Origin of the sequence: Nocardia aurea (genome assembly GCF_003123685.1) — a bacterium.
GTDB lineage: Bacteria > Actinomycetota > Actinomycetes > Mycobacteriales > Mycobacteriaceae > Nocardia > Nocardia aurea.
Genome location: NZ_QCYJ01000130.1, coordinates 521,000 through 536,208, shown reverse-complemented (window position 1 = coordinate 536,208; position 15,209 = coordinate 521,000). Strand labels below are relative to the sequence as shown.

Below are 15,209 nucleotides of genomic sequence, written 5' to 3'. Positions count from 1 at the left end.
CGACGATGACCGCAGCACACAGCGATTCGGGTGAGCTCACCTGCGTCCTGGTCGCCAACCGGGGCGAGATCGCGCGCCGGGTCTTCGCCACCTGTCGTCGGATGGGCCTCGGTACCGTCGCGGTGTATTCCGACGCCGACGCCGACGCGCCCCATGTCGCCGAGGCCGACGCCGCCGTGCGGCTACCGGGTAATACTCCCGGCGAGACCTACCTGCGCGGTGACCTGATCATCGAGGCGGCCTTCGCCGCCGGTGCCGACGCCATCCATCCCGGCTACGGATTCCTCTCGGAGAACGCCGAATTCGCCCGCGCCGTGCTGGCCGCGGGATTGATCTGGATCGGACCACCCGTGGAGGCCATCGAGCAGATGGGTTCCAAGGTCGCGTCCAAGAAGATGATGGACGCGGCGGGCGTGCCCGTGCTGGCCGAACTGGATCCTTCCGAGGTCACCGAGGCGCAGTTGCCGGTGCTGATCAAAGCGTCGGCGGGCGGCGGCGGACGCGGTATGCGCGTGGTGCGGGCCCTCGCCGATCTGGAACCGCAGATCGCGGCGGCGCGGCGCGAGGCCGAATCGGCCTTCGGTGATCCGACGGTGTTCTGTGAGCGCTATCTGGAGACCGGCAGGCATATCGAAGTCCAGGTCATGGCCGATACGCACGGTGTCATCCTGGCGGTGGGCGAACGGGAATGCTCGATCCAGCGCCGTCACCAGAAGGTCGTCGAGGAAGCACCCTCGCCGCTGGTCGAACGGGTCGTCGGGATGCGGGAGCGACTGTTCGAGGCGGCGCGGCTGGCCGCGGGAGCCATCGGCTACACCGGCGCGGGCACCGTGGAATTCCTGGCCGACGAGGCGGGGGATTTCTTCTTCCTCGAGATGAACACCCGTCTACAGGTGGAACATCCGGTCACCGAATGCACCATCGGTGCCGACCTGGTGCGCTGGCAGCTCGAGGTCGCCGCCGGTGGCGCGCTGCCCGCCGAAGCGCCTGCCCTGCGCGGACATTCGATCGAGGTCCGGCTCTACGCAGAGGATCCGGCGACGGAGTGGCAGCCGCAGAGCGGGACCGTGCATAGCATCGAAATCCCGCAAGTCGTCACCGAATTCGGGCTGCTGGAGCGTCCGGGTGTCCGGTTGGACAGCGGTGTCGTCGACGGTTCGGTGGTCGGTGTGCACTACGATCCGATGCTGGCCAAGGTCATCTCCTACGGCGAAACCCGTTCCGAGGCAGCGCGACTGCTCGCGACCGCACTGCGACGCGCACGGATCCACGGCCTGGTGACCAACCGCGATCTGCTCGTCCGAGTGTTGCGGCACCCGGCCTTCCTCGCCGGAGATACCGACACCGCGTTCTTCACCACCCACGGACTGGACGCGCTCGCGGCCCCGCTGGTGTCGGAGACCGACGAGGCGTTGTCGATCGTGGCGGCCGCGCTCGCCGAGGCCGCCGCCAATCGCCGCGCGGCACGGGTGGGCGGCGGCCTGCCCAGCGGTTGGCGCAACCTGCCCGCGCAATCGCAGCGCAAGTCCTACGAGACGCGCGACGGCGCGATCCACGAGGTGGGCTACCGCTTCGATCGTGGCGGTGCCGTCACGGTGGACGGCCACGACGGCCTGGTACTGATCGAGGCGACTCCGGAGCGGGTGGTGCTGTCGGTTCCGGGCGAACGGGGCCCGGTGCGCAGGCAATTCGCGATCGCGCGTTACGACGATCTGGTGTGCGTCGATTCCGCGCTGGGGCCGGTCGCGGTGCGTAGGTTGCCGCGCTTCAGCGATCCGTCGGATCAGGTGGCCACCGGCTCGCTGCTCGCTCCGATGCCGGGCAGTGTCATCAGGATCGGCCCGGAGGTCGGCAGCACGGTCACGCGGGGGCAGCCGATCCTGTGGCTGGAGGCGATGAAGATGGAGCACACCATCGCCGCGCCCGCCGCGGGTGTGCTGAGCGCACTCAATGTCAGCGTCGGCCAGCAGGTCGACATCGGGACCGTCCTCGCGGTCGTCGACCCCGAAGAGGCGTCCGCGAACGCCGAATCGACCACCGCGGTGTCGACCACCGCGATTCAGGAGCACTGAGCAATGAGTTTCATCGAATCCGAAGAGCGCAAAGCACTGCGGTCGGCGGTGGCCGCCCTCGCCGCGAAATACAACTACCGCGACTACGTGCTGCCGAAGGCGCGCAAGAACGAACCGCTGGACGAATTGTGGGACGAGGCGGGCAAACTCGGCTTCCTCGGGGTCAACCTGCCGGAGGAATTCGGCGGCGGTGGCGCAGGCATGTACGAACTCGCGCTGGTGATGGAGGAGTTGGCGGCCCAGGGCGCGGGGCTGCTGCTGATGGTCGTCTCTCCGGCCATCTGCGGCACCATCATCACCAAGTACGGCACCGACGAGCAGAAACAGCAGTGGCTGCCCAAACTCGCCGACGGCACCGGCAAAATGGTCTTCGGCATCACCGAACCCGACGCCGGATCGAATTCGCACCAGATCACCACCACCGCGCGCCGTGACGGCGACGACTGGATCCTCAACGGCCGCAAGATCTTCATCTCCGGTGTCGACCAGGCCGAGGCCGTGCTCATCGTCTCGCGCACCGAGGATCACAAGACCGGCAAACTCAAGCCGGCGCTGTTCATCGTCCCCACCGACGCCCCGGGATTCACCAAGGTGGCGCAGGAGATGGACATCATCGAACCCGACCACCAGTACAACCTGTTCCTCGACGACGTCCGGTTGCCGTCCACCGCGCTGGTCGGCAAGGAGGACGCCGCGCTGATGCAGCTGTTCGCCGGACTCAACCCGGAGCGCATCATGGGCGCGGCCATGGCCGTCGGCATGGGCCGCTACGCGATCGAGCGCGCCGTGGAATACGCCAAGGAGCGCACGGTCTGGAAATCCCCGATCGGCGCGCACCAGGGCATCTCGCATCCGCTGGCGCAGGTGAAGATCGAATTGGAACTGGCCAAACTGATGATGCAGAAGGCGGCGGGCCTCTACGACGCGGGCGACGAGATGGGTGCCGCCGAAGCCGCCAACATGGCGAAATACGCCGCCGCCGAAGCGAGTATCAAGGCTCTGGATCAGGCCATCCAGACCCACGGCGGCGCCGGATTGACCAGGGATTACGGCCTGGCCGCGATGTTGGCCGCCGCCCGCATCGGCAGGATCGCGCCGGTGAGCAGGGAGATGATCCTCAACTTCGTCGCCCAGCATTCGCTCGGTCTGCCCAGGTCGTACTGATGCCGACCGGTCCAGGCGGACAAACCCGCCCCGATCACGCGGGTTTCCCGCATTCGGGCGCGAGAATGTCCGCGTGGACCGGGCCCGAAGGACGGAGAAATCCATGAGCGACACCACAACCGCCCCGTACGTCCGCTACGAGGTGGGCGACGGCATCGCGACACTCACCCTGGACTCGCCGCACAATCGCAACGCGTTGTCCTCGCGGTTGGTCGCCGAATTGCTCGGTGGTCTCGATGACGCGGCGGCCGACCCGGCGGTGCGCGCCATCGTGCTGGCGCATACCGGCAACACCTTCTGCGCGGGGGCCGATCTGAGCGAGGCGGGCGACGCCGATCCCGCGGTGGCCGCCGACGAACGCACCAGGTCGATGATCGGGGTGCTGCGGCGATTGGTGGAGATCCCGAAACCGGTCGTGGCCCGGATCGACGGCAATGTGCGGGCGGGCGGGATGGGGATCGTCGCGGGCTGCGATCTGGTGGTGGCCGGGCCGGGAAGTTCGTTCGCCCTGACCGAGGTGCGGATCGGCCTGGCGCCCTTCATGATCTCGCTGACCCTGCTGCCGCGACTCGACCAGCGCGCCGCGAGCCGGTACTACCTGACCGGCGAGAAATTCGACGCGGCCACCGCCGAGAAGATCGGACTCGTCACGGTGACGGCCGCCGATCCGGCCGCCGAGGTGGCCCGGCTGTGCGGGGAACTGCGAAAAGGCGCACCTCAGGGGCTCGCCGAGGCGAAGCGGCTGGTGAACGCCGAACTGCTGGCGGGTTTCGACAGTTCGGCCGACGAACTCGCGCGCCGCTCGGCGAGTTTCTTCGGCACCCCCGAGGTGCAGGAGGGCATGATGGCCTTCCTACAGCGCCGTCCGCCGAACTGGGCAGAATAATCCCATGGCGACACCTCACGAACCCAAGCAGGACCGCAGCCGCGCCACCCGGCAGCGCCTGCTCGAGGCGACGATCGACTGCCTGGCCGAAACCGGCTGGGCGGCGGCCACCGTCGCCGTGGTCGCCGAACGGGCGGGGGTGTCGCGCGGCGCGGCCCAGCACCATTTCCCGACCAGGGAAGAGTTGATCACCGCCGCGCTCGAGTACATGTTCGACAGCCGAAACGAACAGGCCAAGGAGGAAGCCGCGAGGTTGTCGGAACTCGTCAACGGCGTCGCACGCACCGAGGCGGTGGTGGCCGGGCTGGTCGAGTCCTACACCAGTTCACTGTTCAAGGCGGCCCTCCAGGTGTGGACGCACGCGGCCGCCGATCCGGTACTCCGGGAGCGGATCGTGCCGCTGGAGGCCAAATTCGGCCGCGCCTCGCATCGGCGTGCCGTCGAGGCGCTCGGCGTCGATGACACCGACCCGGTCGCCCATCACCTGGTGCAGGCCACCCTCGACCTGGCCCGCGGGCTCGGTCTCGCCGATGTGCTCACCGACGACTCGGCGCGCCGCAAGGAGATCGTGCAGCAGTGGTCGGTCACCCTGCACACGGCGCTGAACGCCGCTCACTGAGCCGCTCGGGTCATCTCGAGGTGACCCGTCTTCGCCGCTGGACCACCGTGCGCGCGCTATCGGCCGAGCCCTACGCGTCTGCGGTCTCGATCGGGTCTTTCGAGGGTTCGACGTGGGCGAACCAGCGCGCGGCTTCGGCCTTCGGCAGGACGCGCTCCAGCACGAGTTCGCCCGCCATGGCGGGAAAGTACCGGCCAGCCTGCCAATCGCGCAGGTAGGGCGGGGGATCGAGGACGAGCATCCGGGTGCCTTCGACGACCGGGATATCCGAGGGCGTGCCCTCGTTCCACAACCAGGTTCCGTCGGGGGCGACCAGATTCAGCGAACCCCTGGTGATCACCCGTCCCTCGACGGTGCGGCACACCGCCGCCGCGGCCGCGGACGGCGCGTCGCCGGGCAGATACCCGCCGCCGATGAGGACATCCGCGAGCAGGGTGTGCAGCTGGAAATTGTCGCCGATGCCGGTCATGCGCACCAGATATCCCGAGCCGGTCTCCCGGTGCAGCACCACCACCGGTTCGTCGTCGAGGACCAGCAGCGCGTAGGCGAGATCCTTGCGCCAGTCGCCGCAGAGTTTGGCGTACGCCTCGTGCCTGCGCGTCAGCAATTCCCTGGTGGACCGGGTCAGGCCGCGCCGCACGGCCTCTCGCTGCATCAACGTCAGTGACGCGCGGATCCAGTGGTCGAGTGTCCACCAGGACAGCGTCGCCGCGACACCGGCTCCGTCGTAGAAATCCGTCGGCTCGATACTCGCCGGATCCGGCAGTTCGCCGCCCTCCGCGGCGGCCCAGTACTCTGCGAATTCTCGTGCCTCGTCCAGGGCTTCGGCGAGATTCGCCAGCACCGGCGGCGCGCAGGTGACCGCGTCCGCGCCGCGTTCCACGCACGCGCCGACCATGACCGCGATATGCGCGCGCAGATCGTGGGGCACACCGTCGAGCAGCGCGGCCAGCTGTGGCCCGGCGGCTCGGGCCTCGGCCTGGGACACGGTTCGGAAGGCGTCGAGCAGTTCGCGGTGCGCCGATCGCACGGCGTCCTCGTCGACGGCACGAACCGCGCGTTCGAACGCCATGACAGCGTTCGCGAATCCGCCATTGCCCAGGTTCATGCGGAGCACCGTAACGATCACCGTGACCCTTGTCGAGCCCCCCGCGCCGGGGTGACCCGAACGTGTCGCGGCCCGCCCGCAGCCCGATGACGTGCGCATTCGCTCCGGAACGCGGTGCCGCGCACGCGCACGCCGACGCGCACCGGCCGAGAGTGCCGGTGCGCGTCGATGTTTCAGCGCGCGGTCAGGTCGTAGAGGGTGACGCCGTCCACCACCGTCGCGGTGAAATTCTGCTCGACCCAGGCGGTGATCGCCGCGCTACCGGATTCCGAGCCACCGGGACCTCCGCGGCCGCCGCCGATGAAATAGTGGATCCTGCCCTCGGCGACATACCGCTGGAATTGTTCGAGCGTCGGCGAGGGATCGCTGCCGTTGAACCCGCCGACCGGCATCACCGGCAATTCGGTCGCCAACTGATACCCGGCGGCACTGTTGGAACCGATCGCCGCGGCCACCCAGGTGTACTTGTCACCGTCGCTCTCCAACAGTGCGACCACCTGCGCGCCGGGAGTGGTCGAGCCGAGTAGTCCGCCCATGCCGCCCGGTCCGCCCTGGCTCGTCTCGCTGGATTGCGCCGCGCCGACGGTGCCGTCGGCACTGGGAGTGCCGTTGCTACCGGGCGCGCCGTCACCACCCGGGACTGCCCCCGCTGCGCCGTTCTCGCCGCTCGCGTTCGGTCCACCGTCAGTGCCCGAACCGTTCGTGCCCGGTGCGGGGCCTGCGCCCGAACCGTTTGCGCCGGGGGCAGCGCCCGCACCCGGACCGTTTGCGCGGAGAACAGCGCCCGCATCCGAACTGCTCACCCCCGGAACCGCTCCGTTGCGCCCATCCGCCCGGTTCTGACCGTCGGCACCCGGCCGCGTCCCACCCATCGCGCCGTCCATCCCGGGCCGACCTTCGCCGCCCATCGGCCCACGACCGTGCATCCCCCCGACATTCGGACCGGCGGTCGGCATCGACCCCTGATGCGCGGTCGCGATGGTATCGACGCTGTAGGCGACCGGTCCGGCGAGACCGAGCAGGACGGCGGCCAGCGCCGAGACCAGACCGACCTTCCTCGGCATCGGCAGCAGCATAGCGACGGTGGTCACGATTCCGCCGACGAGCACCGTCCAGCGCAGCCACGGGACGAAATTCGTACTGCGCGACAACAGCATCCACGCCGTCGCCGTCGTCACCGCGACCATCGCGACCAGTACTACGCGCACCCCAGGGCGTTCGCGTTCACGCCACAGCGCCACCGCGCTCGCCCCGACCAGCGCGGCGACCGCCGGTGCGAGGGCGACGGTGTAGTACGCGTGGAAGATGCCCGCCATGAAGCTGAACACCAGCCCGGTGACCAGCAGCCAACCACCCCACAGGATCAGGGCCGCACGTCGCGGATCGGTGCGCGAGGCCTTACCGCGCAACAGGATTCCCGCGACGAGACCGATCAGCGCGGCCGGGATCAACCAGGCGATCTGCCCACCCTGCGCCGGTTCGAACAATCGGGTGATGCCGGTACTACCCCACATCCCGTTACCGCCGGAGGGCAGTTCGCCACCGGGGCCGACGCTGCCGGTCTCCTCGCCGTTGAGCCGTCCGAGCCCGTTGTATCCGAGGGTGAGTTCCAGGATCGAATTGTGCTGTGAGCCACCGATCCACGGCCGCGAGTCGGCGGGCCACAGCTCGACGGCGAGCAACCACCAGCCCGCCGCGACGATCATCGCCGCGCCCGCCGCGAACAGTTGCGCGACGCGTTTGCCGAGCGCGGGCGGTCCGGCGACGAGATAGGTGAGCGCCAGCGCGGGGACGACGAGCAGGACCTGCAATTGTTTGGTGAGAAAACCGAAACCGATGAAAGCGCCGGTGAGTACCAGCCATCGGGTCCTTCCGTCCTCGACGGCGCGTGTCATCGCCCAGGCCGCGGCCACCATGAGGAATACCAGCAGCGCATCCGGATTGTTGAACCGGAACATCAGCGCCGCGACCGGTGTCGCGGCCAGCGCCGCCCCGGCCAGCAGACCGGCGGCGGGTCCGAACGGCCTGCGTACGGTCGCCCACACGAGTGCGACCGAGCCGACGCCGAGCACCACCTCGGGGACGAGAATGCTCCAACTGTTGAGCCCGAAGACCCGCACGGACAGTTCCATCAACCACAACGACGCCGGTGGTTTGTCGACGGTGATGGAGTTGGCGGCATCGGAGGAGCCGAAGAAGAACGCCTCCCACGATCGCGAACCAGCCTGTACCGCGGCGGAATAGAAGGAGTTGGCCCAGCCGTTGGCACTCAGGTTGATCAGGTAGGCGATCGCGGTGCCGAGCAGGAGTGCGGCCAATGTCGGGTATTCCCAGCGGATTACCCGGCGGGTGGGAGGGGTCGGGGTGGCGAGGGGTTTCGCGGCTGTCAGCGTCGTCATCGGCCGCTCACCCCGTTCTGGAATTCCGGCCCGGCGAACGCGGGGGAGGGTTCGGGTGCGTCGGTCGGCCCGCTGTCGCGAAAGACCCACCGCAGCCCGAGGAATCGTGACAGTGTGGCGACGAGATTCGCCAGTACCAGCACGAACAGTTCGAGATGCACGGAGGCGTCCGGCGCCCAGCGGTGCAGCGAGAACAGCGACCCGCTGGTGACCGCGAGCCCGAAGGTGAAGATGAGCAGGCCCTGGAACTGATGTGCCACAGCGCCGTTCGTGCCGCGCACACCGAAGGTGAAGGCGCGGTTGGCGGCGGTATTGCCGATCGCGGTCACCAGCAGCGCGAGGAAATTCGCGATCTGCGGACCGGTGAAGGGCTGCGCCGCCAGATACAGCAGGGCGTAGGCGAGTGTGGAGACGACGCCGACGATGGCGAAGCGCACCACCTGTCCGACCATGCCGAGCGGCACCCCCGGAACAAGTGGTTCCCGGCCGACCGAGCGGCGCAGTTCCTCCAACGGCAGTGCGCCGGTGGTGAGTCCGCGTCCCAGCCGCCACACCCCGAGCAGATCCTTGCGCGCGGTGTCGACGATATCGACGGTGCTGTCGGGATCATCGATCCAGTCGACGGGCACTTCGTGGATACGCAGCCCGGACCGTTCGGCGAGCACGAGTAGTTCGGTGTCGAAGAACCATTCTCCGTCCTGGACCAGCGGCAGCAGGCGTCGTGCGATATCGGTGCGCATCGCCTTGAATCCGCACTGCGCGTCGGAGAATCGCGCACGCAGCGAGGCACGAAGGATCAGGTTGTAGCAGCGCGAGATGAATTCGCGTTTCGGTCCGCGCACCACCCGGGAGTTCGCGGCGAGCCTGGTGCCGATCGCCACATCCGAATGGCCGGAGATCAGCGGGGCCACCAGCGGGAGCAGCGCGTTCAGGTCGGTGGACAGATCCACGTCCATGTAGGCGACGACCATGGCGTCGGACTGCTCCCAGACGGTCCGCAGCGCCCGGCCGCGGCCCTTGGCGTCCAGATGCACCACCCGAACGTCGTCGAGTTCGTCTTCGAGCAGTCGCGCCACCTGCATGGTGTCGTCGGTACTCGCGTTGTCGGCGATGGTGATCCTGGCGGGGAAGGGGAATCCGCTGTTCAGGTAGGAGTGCAGTCGGCGTACGCAGACGCCGAGATCGGTTTCTTCGTTGTAGACGGGGATCACGACGTCGAGCACGGGCGTGATCACCGATCCGGTTGGTTCCGCCCGGTGCGCGGCGGTCGCGGTTTCGGTCATGAGACCACCTTCGACAGCCGCGCTGCCGTCAGGCTGGGTCCCAGCTGTGAGGTTGCTGGGACCACCGAATTCACGGACCTCAGACTGTGCGGCGTACCCGCAGCACGGTGTCGGTGCGCACGCCCACCTGGCCTTCCGGGCCGATCATCTCCCGTTCGACCTCGTCGGAGGTCTCGACCCGCCAGTGCCCCGGTGCGAGTTCGAGTCCGTCGAGGATCTCCTCGAGGGTGGGGAAATGCACATCGACGTGGGCGTGTTCGACGAAACTCGCCCATCCGGCATGGCTGCCGATCACCAGCGACCCGCCGGGAGCGACCGCCGCGGTCGCCCGGCGCAATGTCCGCGTCCGTTCGTCGTGCTGCTCGACGGGTGAGTGGAAGAACTGGGCGCTCACCAGGTCGAATTCCCCCTCGGGGAAGGAAGTCGACAGGTCGTGCTCGGCGAACTCGACACGGTCCCGCACGCCCGCGTTCTCGGCGTGCGCCGCGGCCCGGCCGAGTGCGGTCGCCGAGATGTCGACGGCGGTCACCTGCCAGCCGCGCTCGGCCAGCCAGATCGCGTCGCCGCCTTCTCCACAGCCGAGATCGAGTGCGGTCCCCGGTGCGAGTTCGGCGGCCTCGCGGACCAGAAGGGGGTTGGGTTGCCCGGTCCAGATCTGGTCGCGCTCCTGGTAGAAGCTTTCCCAGAATTCCTGCGGGTTGGTGTGCGCGGTGGTGTCGGTCATGACGCCATGATGGGGTAGCGGCCGGAAACCGGGCCAGTATTCTTGCCGTTTCGGCAAAAGAGTTCCCGGAACGGGTCCGAGGAACCGCAACGGCGAATGGTGCGCGCGGACCGAATCGATCGAGGTCGACACGCAGGTTGGTACGGTCGCAGGTGTGAGGCAACGCGGCCGGAAATCAGACGAGAAGCCGCGCGTGGACGCGCGTACCGAGCGGTGGCGCGAGCATCGGCTGAAGGTGCGAGACGAATTCGTCGACGCCGCGTTCCGCGCGCTCGACACCTTCGGTCCCGAAGTCAGCATGGGCGATATCGCCAAGGAGGCCGGCGCGGCGAAACCCAAGCTGTACCGGCATTTCGAGGACAAGACCGACCTCTACAACGCCATCGCCGACCGGGTCCGCGACATCCTCTGGGAACGCATCACCGCCGGTATCGATCTGACCAACGACACGGCGGGCGACCTGGTCCGCCGCGGGGCCACCGAGTACATGCTCGTGGTCACCGAACATCCCAACGTCTTCCGTTTCATGCTGCACGGCCATTTCGCCCAGCACGCGGACGAATCCGGCCGGGCGCTGCAATCGGCGCGCCGGTCCGCGCGCCGCGCGGCCGAAATGATCGCCGGGCTGGTCGAGGACGGCTCGATCGATGTCGACAGTGTGGAACTCGTCAATTACTCGATATTCGGCGCGGTCGCCTCGGCCACCGACTGGTGGCTCGGCGCCAACCGGCTGCGCGCCGACACCATGCCCATCGAGAAGTTCGTCGCCTACCTGGCGGAGATGATCTCCGCGCTCGCGCAATCCAACGCCCGCCTCAACGGCATATCCATCGACGCCGATCGCCCGCTGCACCTCGCGTTCGAGAACGATTGAGTTCCGTCCCGCGCTGAACGGCGGAGTATCACCCCGCGCTCGCATCCCTGTCGAACGCCGTTGTCCGGTCGGGCCGCTTCGTCGAGGCCCGGTGGATGCGATATCGCAAGTATTCACCTGCCCACCGACAGGTAACGGGGTCCGTTCGACGGTGGTGCGTTGCGCGATGAGTTGCGCACTCGCCGCCACCGACGAAAGTGGGTGGTCCGCTCGATGACGGTGTGTCGGGCGGTGAGTTGGGTTGCCTACCGCCACCGCCGACGGCGAGTGGGTGCGCTCGACTGCGGCACCTCACACGATCAGCTGTGCGTCAGCCGCCACAGCGGGGAGACCGGGCCGTGCCCCGCGCCCAGATCGTAGGAGGCTTCCAGACAGCGGCGGGTCCACTCCTTGGCGAATTCGACGGCGTCCGGGACGGTGTATCCGTTCGCGAGGGCGCAGGCGATGGCGGCGGCGAGGGTGTCGCCGCCGCCGTGGTCGTTGCCGGTGGCCAGGCGCGGCGCGGTGTATTCGAGGAAGGTGTCACCGTCGAAGAGCAGGTCGGTGCTGACGTCGGAGGAGCGCAGATGCCCGCCTTTGACGATCGACCACTGCGCGCCGAGCGTGTGCAGTGCTTCGGCGGCGCGGCGGGCGCTCGCGTCGTCGGTGACGTCGATCCCCGTGATGAGCCGGACCTCGTCGAGATTGGGTGTCACCACGGTCGCGAGCGGAATCAGCGTGTGCCGCACCGCGTCCAGTGCTTCCTCGTGCAGCAGCGGATCACCGTGCATCGACGCGGCCACCGGGTCGACGACCAGCGGGATCGATCCGGCCCGCCCGATGCCGACCTCGCGACACACTTCGGCGACCGCTTCGATGATGGCCGTCGATGCCAGCATGCCGGTCTTGGCCGCGCCGACGCCGATATCGCCTGCCACCGAACGCACCTGGTCGGCCACGATCCGGGGCGGGATCTCGTGGAATCCGCTGACGCCGACGGAGTTCTGCACCGTCACCGCCGCGACCGCGACCAGCGCGTGCACCCCGCACAGGGCCATGGTGCGGGTATCGGCCTGAATTCCGGCGCCACCGCCGGAGTCGGTGCCCGCGATCGTCAGGACTCGGACGGGGGTCTGTCCGGCGGCGGGAATCGGCAACAGCTTCACGGCTCGACCCTACGACGCGCGACGCGCGCCCGGGATGCCCGGTTCGCCATTCGCACCCCCACCAACCAATTGCTAATGACAATCGTTATCATTAAATCGTGACCGCAACCCCGCGAACCGAACCGCTGCCCGTGACCGTGCTCTCCGGATTCCTCGGCGCGGGCAAGACGACGCTGCTCGAGCACATCCTCGCCAACCGCGACGGCCGCCGGATCGCGGTCATCGTGAACGATATGAGCGAGGTCAATATCGACGCCGCTCTCATCGCGGGGCACGGGCATCTCGACCGGACCGAGGAGAAACTGGTCGAGCTCACCAACGGATGCATCTGCTGCACGCTGCGCGAAGACCTGATCGAGGCGGTGAGCAGACTGGCCGCGGAAGGCAGGTTCGACCACCTGGTCGTCGAATCCACCGGAATCTCCGAACCCATGCCGGTGGCGGCCACCTTCGAATGGGAATTCGAGGACGGCTACCGGCTCGGTGACATCGCCAGGCTCGACACCATGGTGACCGTGGTCGACGCCTCGACCTTCCTCGTCGAGATCGCGCGCGGACAAGCACTCGCCGACCGGAATCTCGAAGCGGCACAGGGTGATACCCGAACCATCGCCGATCTGCTCGTCGATCAGGTGGAATTCGCCGACGTACTCCTGCTCAACAAGACCGATCTGGTGAGCGTCACCGCCGCGGGCGCCGTCGAGGCCACGCTGCGCCGTCTCAACCCCCGCGCGCGAATCCTGCGCACCGTCGACAGCGCGGTGGATCTGGACGAGGTGCTCGGCACCGGGCGCTACGACCCGGTCGTCGCCGCCGAATCCGACGGGTGGGCAGAGGAATCGGCGGGAGGCCACCTCCCCGAGACCGAGGAATTCGGCATCGGCAGCCTCACCTACACCGCGGCGCGACCCTTCCATCCGCGGCGTCTGGCCGACGCGCTGCATCAGCTCCGAGGAATGTTGCGCAGCAAGGGTTTTTGCTGGCTCGCCAGCCGCCCCGGTTTCGCCGCCGTCTGGTCCCAGGCCGGCCCCAACCTCACCTTCGAACCGGCCGCGTGGTGGTCGTCACTGGAAGTACCCGCCGGACAGGAGATCGTCTTCATCGGCGTACGCATCGACCGCGACGAGGTCCGCGCACTACTGGACGGGGCGTTGCTCACCGACCGGGAATTCGCGCGCGGCACCACGGAGTGGATCACCTACGCCGACCCCTTCCCCGTGTGGGTCGACCTTCACGAACAAGTCTGACTGGTATCCCCGCGTCGACGCGGTGTTCGTCCGCGGTGCGGCGATCACGGTGCCGATCCGGCTGGACGCCGAGGTCCGCTCGACGTCGACGTCGTTCGTTGGGTCCCGGACACTCAGTCGAACAGTTCGCTCGCATCGGTCGCGGTCCGGGGACTCAGCCGAACAGTTCGCTCGCGCGGGTCGCGATGAGCGCTTGGCCGAGCCATTTGTCGAGCTGGTCGAGGTCGGTGGTCTCGGTGAGGTGAGTGCGCTGTGCGGGGGAGAGTTCGATGCCACGGCCGGTAAGTACGGTCAGCACCGCATGGGCGGCCTGTTCGGCCCGTCCTTGCTCCCGTCCCTGTTCCAGCCCTCGCTCGAGTCCCTGTTCCAGCCCTTGCTCCAGCCCTTGTTCGCGGCCTTGGGCGCGCAGCCGTTGTGCGGATTCCGAACGGAAGAACGACAGATCGGTGGCCATTTTGTCCCTCCACAGCTGGGCGGCGTCGGTGTGCGATATTCCCTGTTCGATGAGTTCGGCGTAGAACTCGGTTTCGTCGTCGTGGCCCCGACGGTGGAAGGCCGCGATGATCGCCTCCAGTATCGCACCGATCTCGGGTTCCCTGGCATGGGTTATCGCCGACAGTGCAGCGAGCCAGGAAGGTCACGTAGTAGGACTATGCGGCGACTCGGGTGGAATCGGTACGCGATTGCGCCTCGACCACGAGCAGGAATGTGTCGTGCTCGGTCGTGATCCGCAGAACCGTGTCGGCCCGCCGTTCGACCGGGGAGGTCTCGGTCAGGTCGACCGAGACCTGTTGCACGGCAATGGGGTCGGGGAAGGGGAGATCCAGGATGTGGAAGGCGTGGGCGAACGCGGCCGGGTTATGGGTGAAGATCCCGTGCATCGCTTCGTGCGACGAACTGATCATGCACGGAGACTATCAATGATCGAACCTTTGTTCGAGTCAGACAAATACCCTGTCTCGGACGAAATGAACTGAATCGGAAGCGATTTCAGTTCGAGATGCCGGGTGTCCGGTGGACATAGGCCGTATCGGTCAGTTGTTCGAGCAGGAAATCCGCGATGTCGGCGCGAGAGATCTTCAGCGTCAGACCTTTCGCGTCGGCGCGGACGTCGCGGTGGAAGGCGGCGGTGCGGGGGCCGTCGGTGAAGGCACTGGGGCGCACGATGGTCCACTCCAGGTCGCTGGCGCGCACGTAGTCCTCCTGTGCGACATGGTCGTTGTAGGCCTTGCGCAGCAGGATTCCGAAGAAGACGTACTTCCAGAGGAAGTCGAGATTCTCCCTGCTGTCGCCGACGCCGAGGCTGCTCTGGCAGATGAGCCGTTTCACCCCGGTCCGCCGCATCGCCTCGACGACGGCCTTCGTGCCGCCGAACCGGACCAGCCCTTTCCTGCCGTCGCCGAGTGTGACGATCACCGCGTCCTGACCCCGCACCGCCCGCTGCGCCGCCACGCTGTCGAAGACGTCGCCCTCGATCACGCGCAGCCGATCGTGGCGCCGGGTGAGCCGCGCGGCGTCGCGGGTGAAGGCCGTCACCTCGTGGCCCTGTTCCAGCGCCTGTTCCACCACGAGCCGACCGACGCTACCGGTGGCTCCGAAGACCGCGATTCTCATGATTTCTCCCGATATCTCGAAACTGTTGTGCTGTAGGTGAATCCAGTACAACAGCGGCCGTGGGCGGGAACCAT

At 67.8% G+C, this 15,209-nt stretch carries 14 protein-coding genes; 6 read left to right on the top strand and 8 right to left on the bottom strand.

The window, feature by feature from the left end; translation table 11 throughout:
• Positions 1 to 5: 5 nt before the first annotated feature.
• From DAT37_RS34390 to DAT37_RS34375, 4 genes are all read left to right on the top strand, one after another.
• Positions 6 to 2,072 (top strand): acetyl/propionyl/methylcrotonyl-CoA carboxylase subunit alpha, encoded by a 2,067-nt coding sequence (locus DAT37_RS34390; protein ID WP_109529166.1) that lies wholly within the window; start codon positions 6 to 8, stop codon positions 2,070 to 2,072.
• Between the two features lie 3 nt (positions 2,073 to 2,075).
• The gene (locus DAT37_RS34385) at positions 2,076 to 3,236 is read left to right on the top strand and encodes an acyl-CoA dehydrogenase family protein (protein WP_109529022.1); all 1,161 of its coding nucleotides are present in this window, start codon (positions 2,076 to 2,078) and stop codon (positions 3,234 to 3,236) included.
• A 103-nt stretch (positions 3,237 to 3,339) separates the two neighbouring features.
• Entirely contained in the window at positions 3,340 to 4,122 is a 783-nt protein-coding gene (locus DAT37_RS34380) for an enoyl-CoA hydratase family protein (protein ID WP_109529021.1), read from the top strand.
• A 4-nt stretch (positions 4,123 to 4,126) separates the two neighbouring features.
• A complete protein-coding gene (locus DAT37_RS34375; RefSeq protein WP_109529020.1) occupies positions 4,127 to 4,741 on the top strand; it encodes a TetR/AcrR family transcriptional regulator in 615 nt (204 codons plus the stop codon).
• Between the two features lie 70 nt (positions 4,742 to 4,811).
• On the opposite strand, the gene DAT37_RS34370 is transcribed toward DAT37_RS34375, so the two are convergent.
• From DAT37_RS34370 to DAT37_RS34355, 4 genes are all read right to left on the bottom strand, one after another.
• Positions 4,812 to 5,849 carry a hypothetical protein gene (locus DAT37_RS34370; protein WP_109529019.1) on the bottom strand — a complete coding sequence of 346 codons (1,038 nt, stop codon included), beginning with the start codon at positions 5,847 to 5,849 and terminating at the stop codon, positions 4,812 to 4,814.
• Between the two features lie 173 nt (positions 5,850 to 6,022).
• Positions 6,023 to 8,248: a glycosyltransferase family 39 protein gene (locus DAT37_RS34365; protein WP_109529018.1), complete on the bottom strand. Its 2,226-nt coding sequence runs from the start codon at positions 8,246 to 8,248 to the stop codon at positions 6,023 to 6,025.
• Positions 8,245 to 9,531 (bottom strand): bifunctional glycosyltransferase family 2/GtrA family protein, encoded by a 1,287-nt coding sequence (locus tag DAT37_RS34360; protein ID WP_109529017.1) that lies wholly within the window; start codon positions 9,529 to 9,531, stop codon positions 8,245 to 8,247. The genes DAT37_RS34365 and DAT37_RS34360 overlap by 4 nt, the downstream gene beginning before the upstream one ends.
• A 79-nt stretch (positions 9,532 to 9,610) precedes the next feature.
• Positions 9,611 to 10,255 (bottom strand): SAM-dependent methyltransferase, encoded by a 645-nt coding sequence (locus DAT37_RS34355; protein ID WP_109529165.1) that lies wholly within the window; start codon positions 10,253 to 10,255, stop codon positions 9,611 to 9,613.
• A gap of 193 nt (positions 10,256 to 10,448) precedes the next feature.
• Here DAT37_RS34355 and DAT37_RS34350 point away from each other — a divergent pair, with 193 nt between their 5' ends.
• A complete protein-coding gene (locus tag DAT37_RS34350) occupies positions 10,449 to 11,129 on the top strand; it encodes a TetR/AcrR family transcriptional regulator (RefSeq protein WP_109529164.1) in 681 nt (226 codons plus the stop codon).
• A gap of 299 nt (positions 11,130 to 11,428) precedes the next feature.
• On the opposite strand, the gene thiD is transcribed toward DAT37_RS34350, so the two are convergent.
• Entirely contained in the window at positions 11,429 to 12,274 is an 846-nt protein-coding gene (gene thiD, locus DAT37_RS34345; RefSeq protein WP_109529016.1) for a bifunctional hydroxymethylpyrimidine kinase/phosphomethylpyrimidine kinase, read from the bottom strand.
• Between the two features lie 98 nt (positions 12,275 to 12,372).
• Here thiD and DAT37_RS34340 point away from each other — a divergent pair, with 98 nt between their 5' ends.
• On the top strand, positions 12,373 to 13,521 hold the full coding sequence (locus tag DAT37_RS34340; protein ID WP_109529015.1) for a GTP-binding protein: 1,149 nt from the start codon (positions 12,373 to 12,375) through the stop codon (positions 13,519 to 13,521).
• Positions 13,522 to 13,675: 154 nt separating this feature from the next.
• Here DAT37_RS34340 and DAT37_RS34335 read toward each other — a convergent pair whose 3' ends face one another.
• From DAT37_RS34335 to DAT37_RS34325, 3 genes are all read right to left on the bottom strand, one after another.
• The gene (locus DAT37_RS34335) at positions 13,676 to 13,975 is read right to left on the bottom strand and encodes an RpnC/YadD family protein (protein WP_109529014.1); all 300 of its coding nucleotides are present in this window, start codon (positions 13,973 to 13,975) and stop codon (positions 13,676 to 13,678) included.
• 196 nt (positions 13,976 to 14,171) lie between these two features.
• Positions 14,172 to 14,426 carry a hypothetical protein gene (locus DAT37_RS34330; RefSeq protein WP_109529013.1) on the bottom strand — a complete coding sequence of 85 codons (255 nt, stop codon included), beginning with the start codon at positions 14,424 to 14,426 and terminating at the stop codon, positions 14,172 to 14,174.
• Positions 14,427 to 14,511: 85 nt separating this feature from the next.
• Positions 14,512 to 15,135 (bottom strand): NAD(P)-dependent oxidoreductase, encoded by a 624-nt coding sequence (locus DAT37_RS34325; RefSeq protein ID WP_109529012.1) that lies wholly within the window; start codon positions 15,133 to 15,135, stop codon positions 14,512 to 14,514.
• Positions 15,136 to 15,209: the final 74 nt, after the last annotated feature.